General features: G+C 64.3%; 20 protein-coding genes. 11 read left to right on the top strand and 9 right to left on the bottom strand.

What is annotated here, in order from left to right:
- Positions 1-123: 123 nt before the first annotated feature.
- Complete coding sequence (locus JQ567_RS01205) at positions 124-1,551, bottom strand: TAXI family TRAP transporter solute-binding subunit (RefSeq protein WP_212437106.1); 1,428 nt, start codon at positions 1,549-1,551, stop codon at positions 124-126.
- 228 nt (positions 1,552-1,779) lie between these two features.
- On the opposite strand from JQ567_RS01205, the gene JQ567_RS01200 reads away from it, so the two are divergent.
- Positions 1,780-2,085: a 4a-hydroxytetrahydrobiopterin dehydratase gene (locus JQ567_RS01200; protein WP_212437105.1), complete on the top strand. Its 306-nt coding sequence runs from the start codon at positions 1,780-1,782 to the stop codon at positions 2,083-2,085.
- A 193-nt stretch (positions 2,086-2,278) separates the two neighbouring features.
- Positions 2,279-2,665, top strand: coding sequence for a YkvA family protein (locus JQ567_RS01195; RefSeq protein WP_212437104.1), 387 nt, complete (start codon positions 2,279-2,281; stop codon positions 2,663-2,665).
- 62 nt (positions 2,666-2,727) lie between these two features.
- On the opposite strand, the gene JQ567_RS01190 is transcribed toward JQ567_RS01195, so the two are convergent.
- The 3 genes from JQ567_RS01190 to JQ567_RS01180 all read right to left on the bottom strand — a co-directional run bounded on the left by JQ567_RS01190 (position 2,728) and on the right by JQ567_RS01180 (position 6,299).
- Complete coding sequence (locus tag JQ567_RS01190) at positions 2,728-3,903, bottom strand: TAXI family TRAP transporter solute-binding subunit (RefSeq protein WP_212437103.1); 1,176 nt, start codon at positions 3,901-3,903, stop codon at positions 2,728-2,730.
- Between the two features lie 85 nt (positions 3,904-3,988).
- Entirely contained in the window at positions 3,989-4,783 is a 795-nt protein-coding gene (locus tag JQ567_RS01185; RefSeq protein WP_212437102.1) for a hypothetical protein, read from the bottom strand.
- Positions 4,784-5,324: 541 nt separating this feature from the next.
- Positions 5,325-6,299 carry an NADPH:quinone oxidoreductase family protein gene (locus tag JQ567_RS01180; RefSeq protein ID WP_192739371.1) on the bottom strand — a complete coding sequence of 325 codons (975 nt, stop codon included), beginning with the start codon at positions 6,297-6,299 and terminating at the stop codon, positions 5,325-5,327.
- Positions 6,300-6,606: 307 nt separating this feature from the next.
- On the opposite strand from JQ567_RS01180, the gene JQ567_RS01175 reads away from it, so the two are divergent.
- The 7 genes from JQ567_RS01175 to JQ567_RS01145 all read left to right on the top strand — a co-directional run bounded on the left by JQ567_RS01175 (position 6,607) and on the right by JQ567_RS01145 (position 14,318).
- Positions 6,607-7,446: an SDR family oxidoreductase gene (locus JQ567_RS01175; protein WP_212437101.1), complete on the top strand. Its 840-nt coding sequence runs from the start codon at positions 6,607-6,609 to the stop codon at positions 7,444-7,446.
- 161 nt (positions 7,447-7,607) lie between these two features.
- On the top strand, positions 7,608-8,246 hold the full coding sequence (locus JQ567_RS01170; RefSeq protein ID WP_312017327.1) for an invasion associated locus B family protein: 639 nt from the start codon (positions 7,608-7,610) through the stop codon (positions 8,244-8,246).
- Positions 8,247-8,330: 84 nt separating this feature from the next.
- Entirely contained in the window at positions 8,331-9,545 is a 1,215-nt protein-coding gene (rlmN, locus tag JQ567_RS01165; protein WP_212437189.1) for a 23S rRNA (adenine(2503)-C(2))-methyltransferase RlmN, read from the top strand.
- A gap of 118 nt (positions 9,546-9,663) precedes the next feature.
- Positions 9,664-10,155, top strand: coding sequence for a hypothetical protein (locus JQ567_RS01160; RefSeq protein ID WP_212437100.1), 492 nt, complete (start codon positions 9,664-9,666; stop codon positions 10,153-10,155).
- 39 nt (positions 10,156-10,194) lie between these two features.
- Positions 10,195-10,950, top strand: a complete 756-nt coding sequence (locus JQ567_RS01155) for a phosphatase PAP2 family protein (RefSeq protein WP_212437099.1) — start codon at positions 10,195-10,197, stop codon at positions 10,948-10,950.
- Positions 10,951-11,068: 118 nt separating this feature from the next.
- Positions 11,069-12,406 (top strand): argininosuccinate synthase, encoded by a 1,338-nt coding sequence (gene argG / locus JQ567_RS01150; protein WP_212437098.1) that lies wholly within the window; start codon positions 11,069-11,071, stop codon positions 12,404-12,406.
- Between the two features lie 151 nt (positions 12,407-12,557).
- Positions 12,558-14,318, top strand: coding sequence for an alkaline phosphatase (locus tag JQ567_RS01145; protein WP_409363571.1), 1,761 nt, complete (start codon positions 12,558-12,560; stop codon positions 14,316-14,318).
- Between the two features lie 16 nt (positions 14,319-14,334).
- On the opposite strand, the gene JQ567_RS01140 is transcribed toward JQ567_RS01145, so the two are convergent.
- Positions 14,335-14,955 carry a TetR/AcrR family transcriptional regulator gene (locus JQ567_RS01140; protein WP_212437096.1) on the bottom strand — a complete coding sequence of 207 codons (621 nt, stop codon included), beginning with the start codon at positions 14,953-14,955 and terminating at the stop codon, positions 14,335-14,337.
- 233 nt (positions 14,956-15,188) lie between these two features.
- On the opposite strand from JQ567_RS01140, the gene JQ567_RS01135 reads away from it, so the two are divergent.
- A complete protein-coding gene (locus JQ567_RS01135; protein WP_212437095.1) occupies positions 15,189-16,145 on the top strand; it encodes a homocysteine S-methyltransferase family protein in 957 nt (318 codons plus the stop codon).
- A 55-nt stretch (positions 16,146-16,200) separates the two neighbouring features.
- Here JQ567_RS01135 and JQ567_RS38995 read toward each other — a convergent pair whose 3' ends face one another.
- Entirely contained in the window at positions 16,201-17,181 is a 981-nt protein-coding gene (locus JQ567_RS38995; protein ID WP_409363568.1) for an OmpA family protein, read from the bottom strand.
- Between the two features lie 68 nt (positions 17,182-17,249).
- On the opposite strand from JQ567_RS38995, the gene JQ567_RS38990 reads away from it, so the two are divergent.
- Complete coding sequence (locus tag JQ567_RS38990; RefSeq protein ID WP_409363567.1) at positions 17,250-18,347, top strand: hypothetical protein; 1,098 nt, start codon at positions 17,250-17,252, stop codon at positions 18,345-18,347.
- A gap of 194 nt (positions 18,348-18,541) precedes the next feature.
- Here JQ567_RS38990 and JQ567_RS37970 read toward each other — a convergent pair whose 3' ends face one another.
- Genes JQ567_RS37970 through JQ567_RS01120 form a run of 3 tightly spaced genes read right to left on the bottom strand, consistent with a single transcriptional unit; the run spans position 18,542 to position 20,079 of the window.
- Positions 18,542-18,775 (bottom strand): hypothetical protein, encoded by a 234-nt coding sequence (locus JQ567_RS37970; RefSeq protein ID WP_249165145.1) that lies wholly within the window; start codon positions 18,773-18,775, stop codon positions 18,542-18,544.
- A gap of 58 nt (positions 18,776-18,833) precedes the next feature.
- A complete protein-coding gene (locus tag JQ567_RS01125; protein ID WP_212437093.1) occupies positions 18,834-19,220 on the bottom strand; it encodes a VOC family protein in 387 nt (128 codons plus the stop codon).
- A gap of 31 nt (positions 19,221-19,251) precedes the next feature.
- Positions 19,252-20,079 (bottom strand): FkbM family methyltransferase, encoded by an 828-nt coding sequence (locus JQ567_RS01120; protein ID WP_212437092.1) that lies wholly within the window; start codon positions 20,077-20,079, stop codon positions 19,252-19,254.
- Positions 20,080-20,135: the final 56 nt, after the last annotated feature.

Genomic DNA, 20,135 nt, shown 5'->3' with positions numbered 1-20,135 from the left:
CGATGCTTTGCATCGCCCCGGAATGACGGCTCTGGATGGTTTCCGGAGCCGATCCTCGCTACCCGCGTCGCGTGAGCTGGCTTTAGAAAAATTCCATGACGGCCGAATTACAGGAATGCCGGCTCAGGCGCCGGCGGCCCGGAACTGCGCGCTGGCCCGTTGCAGGTTCTGCGGCATGCTCATCAAGAGCGCCTTGCGGTCGGCGACCGCGTTGTGGAACTGTTCGAGCGCAATGTTGAAGGTGGTCAACGCGCCCTCCTCGACGGCGCCGTGTTCGAAACACTCCAGCATATGGCGCAGGATGCCGTCGGCCTCCGTCTGCATCTGGTCAAGCTCTTCCGCTGAATCGCAGTTGCGTGCCGTGGCGAGCAAATCGAGCAGCCGGTCGCGCTGCGAATTGCTGGCAATGCGCTCGTCCTTCTTCAGGTAGCCCGCGAACCAGGCGCCGGCAGAGCCCATCGCCGAGAGCCCCATCAGGCCCCACCAGATGAAATCGCTGTAGCGCTCGAAGAAGGTTTTTTCCTCGCCATCGACAAAGGCGGCCGCGCCGGGATGCGCCGGGATATTGGCATCCTTGTCGGTGTCCGGCGTCTCGATCTTGGCGGCGAGCGGAAAATCGTTCTTCAGCGTTTGCCTTATCGCAAACAGCTGCCGGGTAAAGATCGCGATGGTGGAGTCGGATACGCCCTTCCGCGCCACGATGTGATGCGAGAAGCTGATGGTCTTGACTTCCTCTTCCGGCTTGGCCGGCGCGCCGCCAAAGGTCCCGGCGGGAATCTCGGAAGACTCGTAGGCCGGATGGTTTTGCGCGATCGCTTCCGCCGAATCGATCGCCAGGAAGGTCGGCGTGCCGCCGTCGCGCATCGAAGCTGCGATCGCATCGGACGTGATCTTGCTGTTGAGCGGGCCCGCCGCGAGATAGATATCCGCCTTCTGGTTGCGGATGGCGTCGACCGCCTCAGTGACCGGAAACTGGACGATCTCGACCTTCGCCGGATCGACGCCGTATTGCTCCAGGATCACCTTGAGCAAATTGACATTGGCCTCGGTACGGCCGACGACGCCGACGCGATGTCCGGCGAGCTGCGTGATTTTGGTGATCGCGGGCGCGGCCTTCTTGCCCTTGGCCTTGGCTTTACTGGCGGGTGGCACCCAGAGGACCACGACATTCTTGCGCAGCGTCGCCACCGCCTGCGCGTTCTTCGGCACATCGAGGTCGCCCCGGATAATGGCGAGATCGGCCTTGCCGTCGCCGAGCAGCTTGGCGCTCGCCACGGCGCCGTCGGTCTGTGTCGGACGCAGCCGAATTTGACCGTGCGGCTGGTTGTTGAGGGCTTGCGTCAGTGCCTGAACCACCTTGAGGTCGTCGCTGTTGGCCGGACCGACCGCAATCCGCAACGTCACCGGCCGCGTCGCAATGTGATAGCCGGCCGCCGCCACGCCGATGATCGCCAGAACGCCGGCCAGCATCACGAATGCCAGCCGCCGTCGCGCCGAACGGGGCGAGGGGGGAGGCAGTGCTGCTTCGGCGGGATGAGGGCCGTCGGTCATCAATTCCTGAACAATCGTTTGCGGTTCGATCTTCGGTTGCCAACGTGCTTACACCGGCCATTCTAGCAAATTCCTCGCCGGACCGTGGTTACATCTCCGTCATGGTTACCGGCACCCGAGCGGCCATTGGACGCGCCTTTGTCCTCTTTGCGGCCTTATTTTGGGCGGGGATCCCGCGGGGGCCCATCGGTGTTAGGGTAAAGCTGGTGTCAAACGCGGGAGGCGAGCATGGCGGAACGGCTGTCGGCAGAAGCGCGGAAATCGGCGCTGGCGGAACTTTCGGGCTGGTCGGAGACGCCCGGCCGCGAGGCGCTCGCGCGTACTTTTACCTTCAAGGATTTCAACGAGGCGTTCGGGTTCATGTCCCGCGCGGCTTTGGTGGCCGAAAAGAACGACCATCACCCGGAATGGCGCAACGTCTACAAGACGGTCGAGGTGGTGCTGGCCACCCATGACGCCAATGGCGTCACCAAGCTGGACATCGAGCTTGCGGCCGCCATGAACGCCATCGCCAAACAGCTCGGCGTCTCCTGAGCGCCGTCTTCGGCGTCTCCTCAAGCTGTCTTCGGCTTCTCCTGAGCGCGGCAGCGTCTCCTGAGCACCGTCTTCTGAGCGCCGGTCTTGAAGTGATCTTGCAGCAGCGATCTTGCGGCGGCGGCCAGACATCCCCAATTCCTAGACAGCCAGCCGCGGCGATCCGCCGCGCCTGTCTTGAGGGAGCGCCGTCATGGCAACGTCCGAACACAGCGTGGGTTTTGAACCGGCCGATCGGCTGGCGCAGGACCGCGAAAGCGTGCGCCGGCGCTTCTGGAGCAAGCTGAAGCGGGTCGTGGCGAAGCTTCCCTTCGCCGAGGACCTGCTCGCGGCTTACTATTGCGCGTTCGACAAGCAGACGCCGCGCCATGTGCAGGCGGCGCTGCTCGGCGCCATCGCCTATTTCGTCCTGCCGTTCGATTTCGTTTCCGACGTGCTACCGGTGCTCGGCTTCACCGACGACGCCGCTGTCCTGGCCACCGCCATCCGCATGGTTGCCAATTATATCACGTCGGAGCACCGCGACGCCGCGCGCGCTGCGCTGAAGCGAGGCGTCGGGAAGGACGACGACGCGGAATAGTCCCGCGTCGACGTCCGCCACCGGGCATCGCTTGCGGCGATCCCGATGACGTCTGAGGTTTCCTACTTCTGCGATCCGGAACGAACTTGCGCGCGCGCGTTCCGTTCGGTTTCCCAGGCCTGGAACTGCTTGAACAGCGTCTCGCGGTCGGCATCGGTCTTGATGTTCGCCGCGGTTGTCGGGCTCTGCTTCAGGAATTCATCGAACCGGGTACGCGCGACCGCTTCGACGTTGTGGGATTTGAGCCATTGCTCGGCGACCGGCAGCCGCTGCCAATCGGGCAGCGGCGCCGACAGCGAGACTTCCCTCCACTTCGGATGGAAGGGCGGGTTCTGGAAGGTCGGGAATTTTGTGAAGAACGCATCCACGAACTGCGACAGCTTGCGATAGCGCTCGGTGTTCGGCGCCCAATTATAGGCCGCGAGCACCGCCGGCACCGCGATGGTGTCGACGCGATCATCGCCCGAAATCAGGTTGGGATAGTCTTTCGACGACAGGCTGGCGGGCAGATAATCCTTCTGCAGCGGCTTCTCGTAATTCACCGTCACCAGATGGAAGCGGTCGTCTTTGAACGTGCTGACGGACTTGTACGGTTTGCCGCCGCACACGATCACGGCGTCGATTTCGCCGGCCTTCAATTTCTCCAGCGCGATGCGTTGCTCGACATAGACCACCTTCGGCTTCATCCCGAGCCGTTCGAACACGGTCAGCGCAGTCACGAACGTGCCGCCATTGGGAAGATCGACGCTGACGGTCTTGCCTTCGAGGTCCCTCAAGCTGCGGACCGACTTCGACGCGATCACGTGCATCTCTTCATTGTAGAGCTTGGTCACGTAGGTGAACTGCTTCTTGATATCCTTCGCAAAGCCCTTGCGTTCGAGATAATCGAGCGTGTCGGAGCGGACGATGCCGAGATCGACACCCTGCAGGAACAGGATGTCCGCCACGCTCTGCACGGAACCGCGCCCGACGATGGGCAGTACGCGCAACTTGTTGCCATCGTCGAGCACGGAAGCAAGGTCGGCGCCGAACTGCACATAGGTGCCGCCGATCGTCCCCGACATCAGCGTCACCGTGTTCGAGTTCAGGCTCTGCTTGGTGGAAACCGAGCCGAACTGGAAAATAGCCTTCAGGCTCTCGCTGACCTTGGCCGGATCGTATTCGGTTTGCTGGGCCTGGGCCGTCAGGCCGCAAGCCATCGTGATGGCAAAAACTGCCATTCCAAACAGACGTCGCATTTGGTGTTCCCCTGCGTGATATCCGATGTCGCGTGATGCGCGGTCGTGAGTGATGCGTGCCGGTGACGACCGGTTCTGAAGCTGCCTAGTTTTGAACCTGGCTGAGACGCCGCTTGGCGTCGGCCGAGCCGAGCTGGGCGGCCTTCTGGTACCAAAGCCGCGCCATCGCCGGATCGGGCGTGATGCTGCGCATGTCCTGCTTGCCCAGCACCTGCGGATCATAGGTCCCGGCCAGCATCAGTGCGGCGTCGGCTTCCTGCGCGTCCGCCGCACGCTCGAGCAGCAACCGGGCGGAGGTGATGTCGCCGATCGCGAGCAGGCCCTTCGCCCGCTTCAACAGCGCCGCCAGTTCATCCGGATCGATGCGCCGTGCCGCTGGTGCAGGTTCGGGGGCCGCCGGCTCGATCGCCACAACCTTGGTCTTGATGGCGCTCTGGTAGGCCGCGGTGATTTCGTCGCGTGACGGTGAAGCGGACGCCAGCGCAACGGGCTGGATACGGTGCGCGGTTGCCGCTTCCGGCGTTGCCGGCGGCGCTTCGGGATTCGCAGGCTGGGCCGCGACGAGCGTTGCCGGCGGCGCGGCGTCCTGTTGTGCGGCGCCTGACGGGGCGGGCGCTGCGCTGGCCAATGAAGCCTTGGCGTTGACGATGACCGCGCGTGTCGAATCGAAGGAAAGCAGCGCAAGAACGGCGGCCACGGTGGACAACGCAAGCGCACCGGTCACGATGCGCGATGCGCGCGCTCTTCGTTTCTTGCCGCCAGCGAAGGAGTATTCGGGCGGTTCTTGATAGAAGGGCAGATCCTGATAGCGCTCTTCCGGTTGATAGCGTTCATCCTGTCGGTGGCGCGCATCCTGCTGGCTGGCGAGAAAAAGCGGCACCGGGTCGTCTGCCAGATGATCTTTCTGGACCAACGGGTCGGGCTTGCGTGCTTCTGACCGCAGAAATTGATGCGTCTCATACAATCCGGGATTATCGATCGCTTCGCCTAATCTTGCGAACGGATCTCCAGATTGAACCTGCCTTGTACTCTCCACCATGGTGATGCTTCCCCGCTACCAAAACGCAACGACGGGAGGCCGGCATCTGTTTCTTGTTGTTATCGGTGTCCGGGAACCCGTTTACTGGGCGGGCAATTCGCATGCCGAATGGGTTGAAAAAACGACGCCGGACCGCTCGAATCGGGAGACATTTTGTTTTGATTGCGGCGAACGGGCGTAATGCAGAGATTTAAAATTGCATATCGTTAACGCACAATCGCCTTGGATGAAGGCATTTTCAGCATCGCGCCGAGCAAGGCGCAGGCGCACCAATTGCCAAAACGGGCCACGTTGCGCGCGGCCCGTTCGATGTTTTGCCGAACGATGATCGTTCAAAACAGAAGAGACGTTGAATGAAGCGCGACCGCTGTCCCGCGCAGCATCACGGATGCAGAATCACCTTGCCCATCGCCTTGCGGCCGGCGAGCACTTTCAGCGCTTCGGCGGTTTGCGCCAGCGGGAAGGTGCGGTCGACATGCGAGGAGATCTTGCCTTCCGCGGTCCACTTCACGAGCTTCTCCAGATTGGCGCGGTTCTTCTCCGGGTTGAGCCGGGCCCAGGCGCCCCAGAACACGCCGCGGATATCGCAGCCCTTGAGCAGCGCCAGATTGAGCGGCATTTTCGGAATGTCGCCGGCGGCGAATCCGATCACCAGGAAGCGGCCTTCCCAGGCGATCGAGCGCAGCGAGGCCTCGGCGTAGGTGCCGCCGACCGGATCGAAGATGATGTCGACGCCCTTGCCGCCGGTGAGGCGCCGCAAGCCCTCCTTGAGATCTTCCTTGCTGTAGTTCAGGCCAAGCTCGGCGCCGTGCGCTTTGGCAAATTCGAGTTTTTCATCCGACGAGGCGCAGGCGATCACCTTCAGGCCCATCAGCTTGCCGAGCTCGCAGGCGGCGAGGCCAGTGCCGCCGGCGGCACCGAGCACGGCCATGGTTTCGCCGGGCTTGAGGCTGGCGCGATCTTCCAGCGCATGCAGCGCGGTGCCGTAGATGATGAAGATTCCGGCGGCGCGATCGAAGTCCAGATTGTCGGGAATCTTTACGATCGAATTGGCCGGCAGCGCGATCTTTTCGCGCGCGCCATTGTGGCCGCAGGAGGCAGCCACGCGGTCGCCGACCTTCAGATCAGTGACGCCACTGCCTACGCTTTCGATCACGCCCGCGACTTCGGCGGCCGGCGAGAACGGGAACGGCGGCTTGATCTGGTACTTGCCCTGGATCATCAGGATGTCGAAGAAATTCAGCGCCGCGGATTTGATCGCGATCACAGCCTCGCCCGGTCCGGCGACGGGATCGGGCACATCGGCCAGCACAAGGTCGTCGGGCTGGCAATATTGCGAGCAGAGAATGGCTTTCATGGACACACCTGATTTTCGGACGCACAAGGAAAGGCTGAATGCTTCTTGCCGGATTTGACGCCGGGCTACAATCCGATTCGGTGCTTAGGACGCGCATAGCTATCTGCCGTCATTGCGAGCCAACGGGTCGGCGCGTAGCGCCGCCCGATGATAAACTCCGCGAAGCAATCCATCGCGCCGCAAAAAAGAAAATGGATTGCTTCCGCCTTCGCTCAGGAGCTACGGCGGACAAGTCGTCGCTTACGCTCCCTTGCGCAAACGCGTAGCGTTTGTCGCAGGCAATGACGGGAAAACTGGGAGTGAAACAATGTTTGAAAAAGGCCTGCTGTCGGGAAAGCGCATTCTGGTCACCGGTGGCGGCTCCGGGCTTGGCGCCGCGATGGGGCGGCGCTTTATCGAGCTCGGGGCGGAACTCATCATCTGTGGCCGCCGGCTCGAATTGCTGGAGGCCACGGCAACCCAGATGCGCAATGAGTTCGACGGCAAGGTTTCCGTGGCGCGCTGTGATATCCGCGACGGCGCGGCGGTCGATGCGATGATGGATCAGGTCTGGCGCGAGGCGCCGATTGACGTGCTGGTCAACAATGCTGCCGCGACTTTCCTCGCGCAGACCGAACATCTGTCGTTTCGCGCGGCGGATGCGATCCTGGGGCCGACGCTGCATGGCACGATGTATTGCACGCTCGCGGCCGGCAAGCGCTGGATCGAGGGCCGTCATAACGGCGTGGTGCTGAGCATCCTCTCGACCTCGACCATCACCGGCCGCGCCTTCACGGTGCCGTCGGCGATGGCGAAGTCCGCCATCCTGGCGATGACGAAGAGTCTGGCGGTGGAGTGGGGGCCGAAGGGCGTTCGCACGGTCGCGATCGCGCCCGGTGCGTTTCCGACGCCGGGTGCGTCGGGCCAGCTTCGCCCCGAGGGCCGCGACGAGAGCTGGGCGCACCGCAATCCGCTCGGCCGCGCCGGCGAGCACAGCGAACTCGCCAATTTGGCGAGCTTCCTGATTTCGGACCAGGCCGGCTACATCAATGGCGAGATGGTGGTGCAGGATGGCGGCTCGCATTTGCGCAGTTCCGGCGCCGAGGACCTGCTGCAATGGACCGACGCGCAGTGGCAGAAGCAGCGCGAAGGCCGTACCAAAGGCTAACTCCGCGAGAGGCGCGCGATACCTCCAACATGACCGTGGATACACCGGCTGATAGCGCGTAAGTGCCTTCCCAAAAAGGCATTTCCCGGTTATCCATGGTTGACGGCCCGACCCGTCGCCGGGCCATCTTCCAGTCACAATGATGAGGGAACCAGTTGTCCGTGCGGCAGATACTGACATCCCTTGTTCTGAGTGCCTTGCTGTGCGGGGCTTCCAGCCTTGCGCAGGCGCAGAGTGCTGCGCCGAAGGGCGCCAAGGACGCGGCCAAGCCCGCGGCAACGGAAAAGCCCGCGGCGGCTGCGAAGTCTGCCGCCAAGCCTGAGTCGGCGGCAGCCGCCGCGGCCGGTGGCGCGGAGCCGACCCTGATCGGCCAGTTCGGAACCTGGGGCGCCTACACTGCGACGCCGAACGGTAAGAAGGTGTGCTTTGCGCTGGCCAAGCCATCCTCGTCGAAGACCAATCCGCCCAACCGTCCGCGCGATCCGGCCTATGCCTTCGTCTCGACGCGACCGGCGGAAAAAGTCATCAACGAAGTCTCGGTCATGATCGGCTACGCGCTGAAGCCGGGCTCGGAATCCTCGCTCGAGGTCGGCGGCGCGTCATATGCGATGTACACGCAGGGCGACGGGCTCTGGATCAAGAACGCCGCCGAGGAAGAGCGGATGGTCGATGCCATGCGCAAGGCCGCCGACGTCACCGTCAAGGGTGTCTCGGCCAAGGGCACCGAGACCACCGACACCTTCTCGCTGAAGGGGCTGTCGCAGGCGCTCGACAAATTGGCGCAGGATTGCCGGCGTTAACCTAGCTTTTAGCCCGAAACTAACGCATTTCGTGGCTTTCCAGCGGACGCTGGAAGGCCTATTTGATGGCCCATGACCGACACCATGACCAGCGCGACCGCGGCCACTTCCGGGGCTAATGGCCCTTTGGAGAAGATTCCGCTCGAAACCTACGTGCCGCCTGCAAAGCCGTCGCTGATCGGGCTGTCGCGCGCCGAGATCGCCGACCGGCTCGGCGAGATCGGCGTTCTGCCCGCGCAGCGCAAGATGCGCACCCAGCAGCTCTGGCACTGGATGTATGTCCGCGGCGCCAAAGACTTTGACGCGATGACCAGCATTTCCAAGGAAATGCGCGCCCAACTGGTGCAGCATTTTACCGTCGACCGTCCGGAAGTGGTCGCCGAGCAGGTCTCCAACGACGGTACCCGCAAATGGCTGCTGCGGCTGCCGAGCGGCAATTCCCTCGAGAAGGCGCATGAAGTCGAATGCGTCTATATCCCCGAGACCGATCGCGGCACGCTGTGTGTTTCTTCGCAGGTCGGCTGCACGCTGACCTGTTCGTTCTGCCACACCGGCACGCAGCGGCTGGTGCGCAATCTCACCGCCGGCGAGATCGTCGGCCAGATCATGGTGGCGCGCGACCGCCTCAACGACTGGGCCGATCGCGAGACCCCGACCGGCAGCCGCCTCGTCACCAATGTGGTGATGATGGGCATGGGCGAGCCCTTGTATAATTTCGACGCGGTGCGCGATGCGCTGCTGATCGCGTCAGACAATGAAGGCATCGGCATCTCGCGCCGCCGCATCACGCTGTCGACTTCGGGCGTGGTGCCCAACATCGTCCGCGCCGGCGACGAAATGGGCGTCATGCTGGCGATCTCGCTGCATGCGGTGCGCGACGAATTGCGCAACGAGCTGGTGCCGCTCAACCGCAAATACCCGATTGCCGAATTGCTGCAGGCCTGCCGCGATTATCCGGGATCGTCCAACGCACGGCGCATCACTTTCGAATATGTGATGCTCAAGGGCGTCAACGATTCCATGGACGACGCCAAACTGCTGGTGAAAATGCTCAAGGGCATTCCGGCCAAAATCAATCTCATTCCGTTCAATCCGTGGCCGGGCACCAAATACGAATGCTCGGACTGGGACCAGATCGAGAAATTCTCCGAGTATATTTTCAACGCCGGCTATTCCTCGCCGGTGCGCACGCCGCGCGGCCGCGACATCCTCGCCGCCTGCGGCCAGTTGAAATCGGAAACCGAAAAATTGTCCGCCCGCGAGCGTCAGGCGCTGCGCGCGATGGCGATGACGGATTGACTGGGGTGAAGAACATGCCTCAACGCGTCATTGCGAGCGAAGCGAAGCAATCCACCCTTCCGCATGCCGAGAGATGGATTGCTTCGTCGCTTCGCTCCTCGCAATGACGGTGTGACCAATGGCGCTGATCGGCCGCTTCTTCGTCGTCCTGTTCGGATTCCTGTTCGCCTGCCTGGCGGCGGGGATGATCGTGGTCGGCGCGGTGCTGTATCCCGAGTTCAGCGATCTCGGCGCAGGGCCGATCGATCAGGGCGCGATCAATGTCGTGCTCGGGTTCGGCTTCATCTTCATCTCAGGCTTTGCACTGTTGCCGGCGCTGATCGTGGTTCTGATCACGGAAGCGTTTTATGTCCGGGGCGTGCTGACCTATGCGATCGGCGGCGCGCTCGTCGGCTGCGCCTGCTATCTCGGTCTGGTCCCGTTCGATCCCGAAACGATGCGCTTTGACGGCATCGTCCGCCGCCATCTCGAAATCATGACCGGGGCGGGCATCGTCGCGGGCCTGGTCTACTGGATGATCGCGGGCCGGACCGCGGGTGCATGGCGCGAGCCGCCGAAACCTTTGCGGCCGCCACCGCCGCTGCCGGCGCATTCACGGCCGTATCCGTGAGCCTTTTCAAGACCCATCCCCTCGGCTAAACACCGCGCCATGAACCGGACCGGACTTTTCATCGCGCTGGGGCTGGCGCTCGTCATCGGACTGCTGTTCGGGATTTTTCCCGAACTCGACCTCAAACTGGCGGCGTTGTTCTACGATCCCGCGACCAATTCGTTTCCGTTGAAGCAGAGCTGGATCGCCGCCATCGCCCGCGACGCCGCGATGTGGATCGCATGGGCGCTCGCATTGCCGTCGCTCGCGGCCATCGTGGTGAAGCTGGTGCGGCCGGATGTGCCGATGTTCATTCGCGCGCGTACCGCCGTATTCCTGCTGAGCACCATTTTGCTATCTGCGGTCGTTCTCACCAACCTCACCTTCAAGAGCTATTGGGGCCGGCCGCGGCCGGTGGTGGTGACGCAGTTCAATGGGCCGCAGGAGTTTGTGCCGTACTGGGATCCGCGCGGCACGTGCGGACGCAACTGCTCGTTCTTCTCCGGCGAAGGCGCCACCGCGTTCTGGGCCTACGCGCCCGCGGCGCTGACGCCGCCGGCATGGCGGCCGTTGGCCTATGCGGCGGCGACCCTGTTCGGGATCACGACCAGCGTGCTGCGGATGGCGTTTGGCGGGCATTTTTTCACCGATGTGGCGGCCGCCGGCCTGGTGAGCTTTCTGGTGATCTGGCTGGCCCATGGCTGGCTATATCGCTGGCCGTCGACCCGGGTCTCGGATGCAGCCGTCGAGACCGCGCTGGCGCGCCTGGCCCGGCCCTGGAACCGTCTGACCAACGGCTCACGCCAGCCGGGCTGAGCCATCCCGGCCAGCTGCTGTCTGGTGCTATTAAACACGTGCCGACAAGCGCAAAGTTTGATATTCGCGCACCCAAAGCCGCAAACGACCTCCGCCATTTCGACCGATTGGAAGCACGATGAGCACGATCCTGAAGAGCCTGCCCAAAGGGGAAAAAGTCGGCATCGCTTTTTCGGGCGGCCTCGACACCTCAGCGGCGCTGGTGTGGATGAAGCAAAAGGGCGCGCGCGTCTTTGCCTATACCGCCAACCTCGCCCAGCCTGACGAGGCCGACTACGAGGAGATTCCGCGCAAGGCGCTCGAATTCGGCGCCGAAAAAGCCCGCCTGGTGGATTGCCGCACGCAACTGGTGCACGAAGGGATCGCCGCCATCCAGTCCGGCGCCTTCCACGTCTCGACCGGCGGCAACACCTATTTCAACACCACGCCGCTTGGTCGCGCGGTGACCGGCACGATGCTGGTTGCGGCCATGAAGGAGGACGGCGTCAACATCTGGGGCGATGGCTCCACCTACAAGGGCAATGATATCGAGCGGTTCTACCGCTACGGCCTTTTGACCAATCCGAGCTTGCGGATCTACAAGCCCTGGCTCGACCAGCAGTTCATCGACGAACTCGGCGGCCGCGCGGAAATGTCCGCGTTCATGACCGCCAACGGCTTTGCCTACAAGATGAGTGCCGAAAAGGCTTACTCGACCGACAGCAATATTTTGGGCGCCACCCACGAGGCCAAGGATCTCGAGAGCCTCGACAGCGGCATCAAGATCGTCAATCCGATCATGGGCGTGCCGTTCTGGCGCGACGACTGTGCCGTCAAGGCCGAAAAGGTCGTCGTGCGTTTTGCGGAAGGCCAGCCCGTCGCGCTGAACGGCCAGACGTTCGCCGATCCGCTGGCGCTGTTCCTCGAGGCCAACGCCATCGGCGGCCGGCATGGCCTTGGCATGAGCGACCAGATCGAGAACCGGATCATCGAGGCCAAGAGCCGCGGCATCTATGAGGCGCCCGGCATGGCGCTGCTGCACATCGCCTATGAGCGCCTGGTCACGGGCATCCACAACGAAGACACCATCGAGCAATACCGGATCAGCGGCATGCGCCTTGGCCGGTTGCTGTACCAGGGGCGGTGGTTCGATTCCCAGGCCCTGATGCTGCGCGAAACCGCCCAGCGCTGGGTGGCGCGCGCCGTCACCGGCGAGGTCACGCTTGAGCTGCGCCGTGGCAACGACTACTCGCTGCTCAACACCGAAAGCCCGAACCTGACCTATCAGCCGGAGCGGCTGAGCATGGAGAAGGTGGAAGATGCGGCGTTCACGCCGGCGGACCGTATCGGCCAGCTGACCATGCGCAACCTCGACATCACGGATACCCGCGCCAAGCTGAAGCTTTATTCGGACACCGGCCTGCTATCGAGCGGGGACGGTTCCGAGATCTTCAAGCTTGGGAACGACAAGGACTGAATCTGCGAGGCCGGACTTTTTCGGCACCTCTGCACCGCTGCGGGCCGCCGTTACATAGATGTCATCCGGGGTCGATAGAACTTGGTCACCTTCACTTCTTGCTGAGCAATGGCTGTCGCTGTCCCGCAGGCAAGCACGCGCGGAGCCCGAGATTTTGATCAAGCCAGTCACCATCATCACCCTCGCCGCCCTGCTCTCGGCATCGCCGGTTGTTGCCCAAACAGTCTATCCGATCGACCGCGCCGAAATTCTCTCCGGCGCGCGGTTCGACTTCAAGGTTGAATTCCCTGACCGGGTCGACCAGTCGAAACTGAAGGTAACGGTCAACGGCCAGGACCATGCCGCCGTGTTCGGCCGGGCGGCAACGTTCATCGAGCGCGAGGACGGCAGGGACCAATCCGCGCTGATGCTCCGCGATGTCGAGCTGGCAAAGCCCGGCCCGTTCCTCGTCGAAGTCAGTGACGGCACGAAGAGCCGCAAGGTGACGTGGACGGTCTACGACACCGGGCCGCGCAAGGCGAAGAACGTGATCCTGTTCATCGGCGACGGGATGTCGCCCGCCCATCGCGTCGGGGCGCGGCTGCTTTCCAAGGGCATTGCGGAGGGCAAGAGCCTCGGCAAGCTTGCGATGGACGACATGCCGCATACGGCGCTGGTGGCGACCGCCGGCTCGGATTCGATCATCACCGATTCGGCAAACTCGGCCAGCGCCTATTCCACCGGCCACAAGAGCGCGGTCAACGCGATGGGCGTCTATGCGGACCGCACCAGAGACGCGTTCGACGATCCCAAGGTCGAAACCATCACGAGCCTTGCCAAGCGCCGGCTCAAGATGAGCATCGGCATCGTGACCACCACCGAAGTCGAGGACGCCACGCCGGCGGCGATGGTGGCGCATACGCGCCGCCGGGCTGCCTATGATGAGATTACCGAGCAGCTTTTCGCGGCGAGGCCCGACGTGTTGCTGGGCGGCGGCAGCGCGAACTTCCTGCCGAAGTCGGCGGCCGGATCCAAGCGCAAGGACGAGGTCGATTATATCGCCCGGTTCCGCGAGGCCGGCTATGCCCTGGCGACGACCGCAGGTGAACTCAATGCGCTGGCGGCCAAACCCGAGACGCGCCAATTGCTCGGGCTGTTCGCCACGGGAAATATGGACGGGGCGCTGGATCGCAAATTCCTAAAGGGTGGCGGCGTCAAGAAATTTCCCGAGCAGCCCGACCTGACCGAGCAGCTCCAGGCCGCGCTGAACGTGCTGTCGAAAAACGAGGCCGGCTTCTTCCTGATGGTGGAATCCGGATTGATCGACAAATACGCGCATGCCCTCGACTTTGACCGCGCCGTCTACGACACCATCATGCTCGACAATGCGGTGCGCCTCGCCCGCGACTGGGCGAGCAAGCGCGGCGACGACACCCTGATCCTGGTGACGCCGGACCATAACCACCCCAACGCACTGGTCGGCACCATCAATCACGACATGAGCACGACGTCGGACGCGCCGATGCGCGAGCGCGTCGGCGTCTATGACAAGGCCGGCTTCCCGAATTACCCGGCGCCCGATGCCGACGGCTATCCCTCGCGCGTCGACGTCAGCCGGCGGCTCGCCATCTTCTCGGCCAGCCTGCCCGACCATTACGAGACCTTCCGCCCCAAACTCGACGGCCCGAACGACCCGACCATGAAGGGAGACGATGACGGAACCTTCAAGGCCAACGAAAAGTACAAGGGCGTTCCCGGCGCCGTGCTGCGGCCCGGCAATCTGCCGGCGATGATGAACGCCAGCGTGCATTCCGGCGAAGACGTCATCCTGACCGCGACCGGGCCCGGCAGCGAACGGGTCAAGGGTTCGATGGACAATACGGAAGTCTTCCGCGTGATGGTCGACGCGCTGGGGCTCGCCGCGGCGAAATAGACGATCGGAGCGCGCGTCAGGACAGCGATGGAGCTGAGAAGATCAGTTTCACGCAGCTTCGAAAGATCAGGATCTGCCGTTCCAGACGGCTCGGATCGTTCAGCGTTTTCGACATGATGATCGCACCATCGACGATGCAGGACATCATGTCGGCGAGATCGTCGAGATCGATCGGCTCCCGCGGTGAATGGACGGCGGCGATGCCGTCGAGGATGTGGCGGAAGCGCGCGTTCCAGTCGCGCACCGACTGTGCGGTAAGTTCGCGCACCTCGCGGTCGAACAGCCGCTCCTGATAGCAGACGCTGGCAATCAGGCAGCCGGGATGCCCGTTCGGCAGATCGGCCATCACTTCGGCGAGCAGCTTCAGCGAGATCAGGAACGCCTGCAGCGGATCGTCCGAGAGCTGCCGGCCGCGCGCGAAGATGTCGTCGAACAGCTGGTCGTTGGTCTTGACGTAGCGGCGCAGCATTTCGCGCGCGAGCGCATTCTTGTCCTTGAAGTGATAAAAGAAGCCGCTCTTGGTGAGGCCGGCCTCCGCGATCACTTCGTCGATCGACGTGGCGCCAAATCCCTTCGCGAGCACGGCCGCTTCCGCGATCTCGAGAATTCGCTCGCGCGTCGCTTCGCCTTTTCCCATCGGGTGTCTCCAGAAACTGTACTTGCGGTACGGTTTTGACGGCGTGGACCAGCGCCGCGGTTTCGGGTGCGCCGCGCAACCGTCTGATTTCCCAGCATCTTACAGCCCGACATTCAGCCGCACCACGAGCCGCCTAGGAAACCGCGACACTATGCGGCACCAGTTCCGCCAGACCAAGGCGCGCCGCGCCAGACCTACCAACAGCGCCATTTGCCGATCACGGAGATATTGCAATGACAAAATATCGATACGATCTGCCGCAACGCCGCGGCGGCATTTTCCTCACCGATGGCGGCATGGAAACGACGCTGATCTTCCATGAGGGGATTGATCTGCCCCATTTCGCCGCCTTCGTGCTGCTCGACAGCCCGGAAGGCCGGGGCAGCCTGAAGCGATACTACCAAGCCTATATGGCGGTCGCGCGCGACCATGGCGTTGGCTTTGTGCTGGACAGCCCGACATGGCGGGCCAACCCCGATTGGGGCGCCATGCTTGGGTACGATGCGGCCGCACTCAGGGCGATCAACATTCGCGGGATCGGGTTGCTCGAGGAGCTGCGCGCCGAATGGGAAAAGCCGATGACGCCCTGCGTCGTCAGCGGCGCGATCGGCCCGCGCGGCGACGGGTACAAGGCCGGCAACATGGATGCAGCCGAAGCCGAGGCCTATCACGGTGCGCAGATTGCGGCCTTCGTCGAAGGCGGCGCCGACATGGTGACGGCCTATACGCTCACGAACATCAACGAAGCGATCGGCATCGCGCGTGCGGCCAGGGCGCAGCAGATTCCGGCGGTGATTTCGTTCACGGTGGAAACCGACGGCCGCCTGGTCAACGGCGAGACGTTGCGCGAAGCGATCGAGGTGGTGGATCGCGCGACCCAGGATTCGGTCGAATACTTCCTCGTCAATTGCGCGCATCCGACGCATTTCGAACATGCGCTGAAGGCCGACGAGGCCTGGGTCAAGCGCATCCATGGCGTCAGAGCCAATGCATCGACCAAGAGCCATGCCGAACTGGACGAGTCTGCAACGCTCGATGCCGGCGATCCGCAGGATCTCGGCCGGCGCTATCTGGATCTCAGGCGCTCGTTTCCGGCGATGCGCATTCTGGGCGGCTGTTGCGGCACCGACCATCGTCACGTGGCGGCGATCTGCGAGACCTGCCTGCCGCCGCGGGCACTCAGCGCCTGACACAAAAAAATGGCCGGGATTGCTCCCGGCCATTTTCATTTCAAAGCGACCAACCTCAGCGCCGCGGCGGCGCGGTGCCGGGCGGGGGCGGCGGCAGCGAGGCCTGCCCACCGTTGAGCAGCGGCGTGATGTTGCGGATGGTAACGCGCCGATTGATCTCGCTCGGTCCGTCCGTCGGCTCCTTCGGATACTGCTCGCCATAACCCTGCGAGGTCAGGTTCTCCGCGGGCACGCTGAACTGCTGCGTCAGCAGCGTTGCGGCGGATTCCGCGCGGCGGTCCGACAGCGAGAGATTGTCGACGTCGGAGCCCACCCTGTCGGTGTGCCCTTCGATCAGGAACACCTCGCGCGGGTTGGCCTGGATCGCCCGGTTGAGGCCGTCGGCGATCGCCTGCAGCTTCGCCGCCTGGTCCGGCGGGATCTCCCACGAACCGGTCGCGAAGTTGATGGTGTTGATGTCGATGCTCGGCATCTGCATCCGGACATTGGGGCTGTAGCGGATTTCGTCGAGCGAGTAGCGCCGGTCGATCCGTTGCACCGGTGGTGCCCTCAGGGTTTCATAGATCACTTCCGGGGACGCCTCGTCGGCGCTGACGATGTAGCGGTCGTAGGGCATGCTGACTACCGGCGGCGGCAGGTCGACATAGAAGCCGCCGACCGCACGCGGATCGCGGTAGCTGTTGTCGATGATGATGACCTCGCGGCCCCGCTCGTCGCGCCGGATCCGGCGCAGCAGTCGCCCGTCACTGCCGACCACGGTGATGATCCGGCTGCCGTCCGGCCGAATTACGACGGTGCGGGTTTCGCCGCCGACGGTCTCGGTCTGGATGTCACGCGCACCATAACGGAAGCGATAGAGATCGTTGCCGCGGACGTATTGCTGGCCGCTCGGGTCGCGGATGATGATGCGGTCCGGCTCGGTGTAGATGGTGCGGCCGCCTTCGATGGTTTCGCGCCGCTGGCTGTGTATGTTGGCGATGGTCGCGCCGACCACGGCGCCGGCCACGACGCCTGCGCCGATCGCGAGTGGCGTCATGTTTTCCCGCCGCGGCGGTGGCGCTGGTGGCAGTTGCGTTGTGATGGTGGGTGCAGCCCGGAAGGCCGGTGCAACCGTCGGCGCAGCGTTTTGCGATCTGCCGGGCGGTGGTGTTGCGGCTGCCGAGCCGGGGACGGTACTTGGGGCCGGGGCGCCGGCGGGAGGCGCGGGCGGAACGGCCGGGCGTCCCTGCTGGCCCGGCGTCGCAGGCGTCGGCGCGCCAGCTGCTGGCGCTCCGGCTGACGGAGGTGCGCCGGCAGGCGGCGTCGTTCCGGCGGCCGGCGGTGCGCCAGCGGGCGGCGTCGTTCCGGCAGCAGGCGGCGTACCAGGAGGCTGGCCCGGGCGCGGTGGCTGACCACCCGGAGCTGTCGTCGGCGCGCCACCCGCGGCGGGCGGCGTTGTTGCGCCGGGACGCGGCGGAGGCGTCGTCGGTGCTGCGCCGGCAGGAGGCGTCGAAGGCGCTGCAGCGGCCGGCGGCGCGGTCGGCGATGGTGTCGCGGTCGGCGCTGCCGTGGGGGCTGCGCTCGGCGCTCCCGGCACCCGCTTGGTACCAGCCGGCGGCGTACCCGGAGGCTGGCCCGGGCGCGGTGGCGCGCCCGGAGGTGTCGTCGTGGTGCTGCCTGCAGCGGGCGGCGATGCGGTCGGCGCAGGCGTGGGGGTTGCCGCCGGCGGAGGCGGCGTACGCGCGGGCGGAGCCGCAGCAGGCGGCGGCGTTGGTGTCGGACGCGGGGGCGGCGCAGCGGCGGGCGGCGGCGTCGGACGCGGAGGCGGTGCAGCGGCGGGCGGTGCCGGCGGTGCTGGTGGCTTCGGCGCAGCCGCCGGTGGCGGCGCGGGAGGAGGTGTCGGCCGTGGCGGCGGCGCGGCAGCGGGTGGTGCCGGCGGCGGTGCGGGACGCGGCGGAGGAGCCGCAGCAGGCGGCGGAGCCGGCGGAGGTGCCGGGCGCGGAGGCGGAGCCGCGGCCGGTGGCGGCGCGGGCGGTGTCGGTGGCTTCGCGGCCGGCGGCGGCGCGCCCTTTGGCGGCGCCTTGGGCTTTCCGTCGGGACCGAGTTCTTCCCTGGCCTGTGCGACGACCAGTGGCGCGGTTTGCGCGTGCGATGCGGATGTCGCGATCTGCGTCACCGTCAGAGCGGTCGTGGCAAGCAGCACGATGCGAAGGTTTGTCATGATGTTCTGGGTCCCTGGAAAGGTTCTGGCAGCGAAGGAATCGTTGTTGCCGATTGCGTGGGCGAGTCGATCAACGGCTAATCGTTAGACCGGATTGTGGCGGGCTGGAGAGCGCGGATGCTTTTTATTTCGCGGACGCAATAGGTTACATGCGCAATTGTTCATTGTGTATTCAGGCGGCGCTTTCAAATCAAAGTCAAATTGCTCCCTGTGGCCGATCTGTGGCCGGATTGGGCGTAGCGGGACCATTCGGCCCGCGCACCGGCAGTTCATCCGGCGTCTTGCCCGGCAATTCCTGTGGCGGCGGCGCGCCGGGCTCGCGCATCGGTGGCGGCACCTCCGGACGGGGATTGCCCGGAGGATCTTCGCGCGGTGGCTCGGTTGGTTTTCCCGGCGTCGGCGGCGGGATTTCGGGAGGTTCGATTGGCATCCACGGCAACGGAACTAATGCCCGGAAGTTCCCCAAGGAAACCTGCAGGGAAACCCAATTATCCCGGCGTGTGGCAGACCGCCTCGATGTTGTGGCCGTCGGGGTCGAGCACGAAGGCGCCGTAGTAGTTCGGGTGATAATGCGCGCGAATTCCGGGCGGGCCGTTGTCGCGCCCGCCGGCCGCCAAGGCGGCGCTGTAGAAGGCATCGACGGTGGCGCGGTCCTTGGCGAGGATCGCGACATGCAGCGGCTTGTTCAGGCCGCCTTCGCCGCCGATCCAGAAATCCGGCTTGCCGTTGGCGCCAAAGCCGGCGGCGGGATCATGGCCGGTCTGCTCCTGCGTCACTTCCATGACGAGGACGTAGTCGAGCGGCGCCAGCGCCTTCACATAGAACGCCTTGGCGCGTTGATAATCCGAAACCGGAAAACCGATATGGTCGATCATCGAACTCTCCCGTGGTTTGAAGATGGTCGGTTCAGCCGCGCACCAGCAGCGTGTTGCTGCGGGTCTTGCCGGTCTCGGCATAGCCGCGGGCGCGCATGTCGGAGATGCAGTCATTCTGCCATTCATTCGATGACAGATGTTCGATCACGACCGCGCGAGGCCAGAGCGTCTGGGGGGCATTGGCGAAGAAGCCGGTCAACACGCGGTCTTCAAAGCCTTCGACGTCGATCTTGAGCGCATCGGCATGCGAGGCGCCTGCTTCATCGAGGATGCGCTGCAGCCGCAGCGACGGGACCTTGATCGCCTTGCTTGAGGTCTGCCCCGACACGATATGGCTGGCGCCGAGATTGTCGCCATCGGTCTCGATCATCAGCTCGCCATCGGCGGGACCGGCGGCGGCGGCCACCAGTCTGGTTTGGGCAAAGCCCGATGCGGCGTTGTTGAAGGCGAGCCGGGCATGGGTGACCGGATGCGGCTCGATCGCGATCACCTTGCCGCTGGCGCCGACATGGCGCGCCAGCGCAAGCGCATAGGTGCCGACATTGGCGCCGACATCGACGAACACGCCGCCGGATGGCGTATGCGCGCGCAAGAAATCGAGCTCCTCGATGTTGTAGTCCGGATTGAACAGCGCACCGCGCTCGGTGGCGCTGGCCTGGTGATAGAAACGAAACGATGCGCCCTGATAGCGCACGTCCACCGGTCCCGCGCGCAGCAAATTGACCAGCCGCGACAACATCGGCCGGAACGCGCCGCGCTTCAGCCGCGAGCGGTGCGCCAGCGCAATGATCGCGGCTTGTGCAGCATTCGGTGCGAACGCGCCAAACGGCGCGGGCGTGGGGTCGTTGTCGGGCGTCAAACTGATATCCTCGGTGGAAAGCGGCGCATGCATAGCGACTTTTAGCGAGGACTCCA

Source organism: Bradyrhizobium sp. AUGA SZCCT0431 (assembly GCF_018131065.1).
In the GTDB taxonomy this organism is placed as follows: domain Bacteria; phylum Pseudomonadota; class Alphaproteobacteria; order Rhizobiales; family Xanthobacteraceae; genus Bradyrhizobium.
Note: the sequence above shows the minus strand (reverse complement) of the source record. Positions and strands in the feature narration are given on the sequence as shown.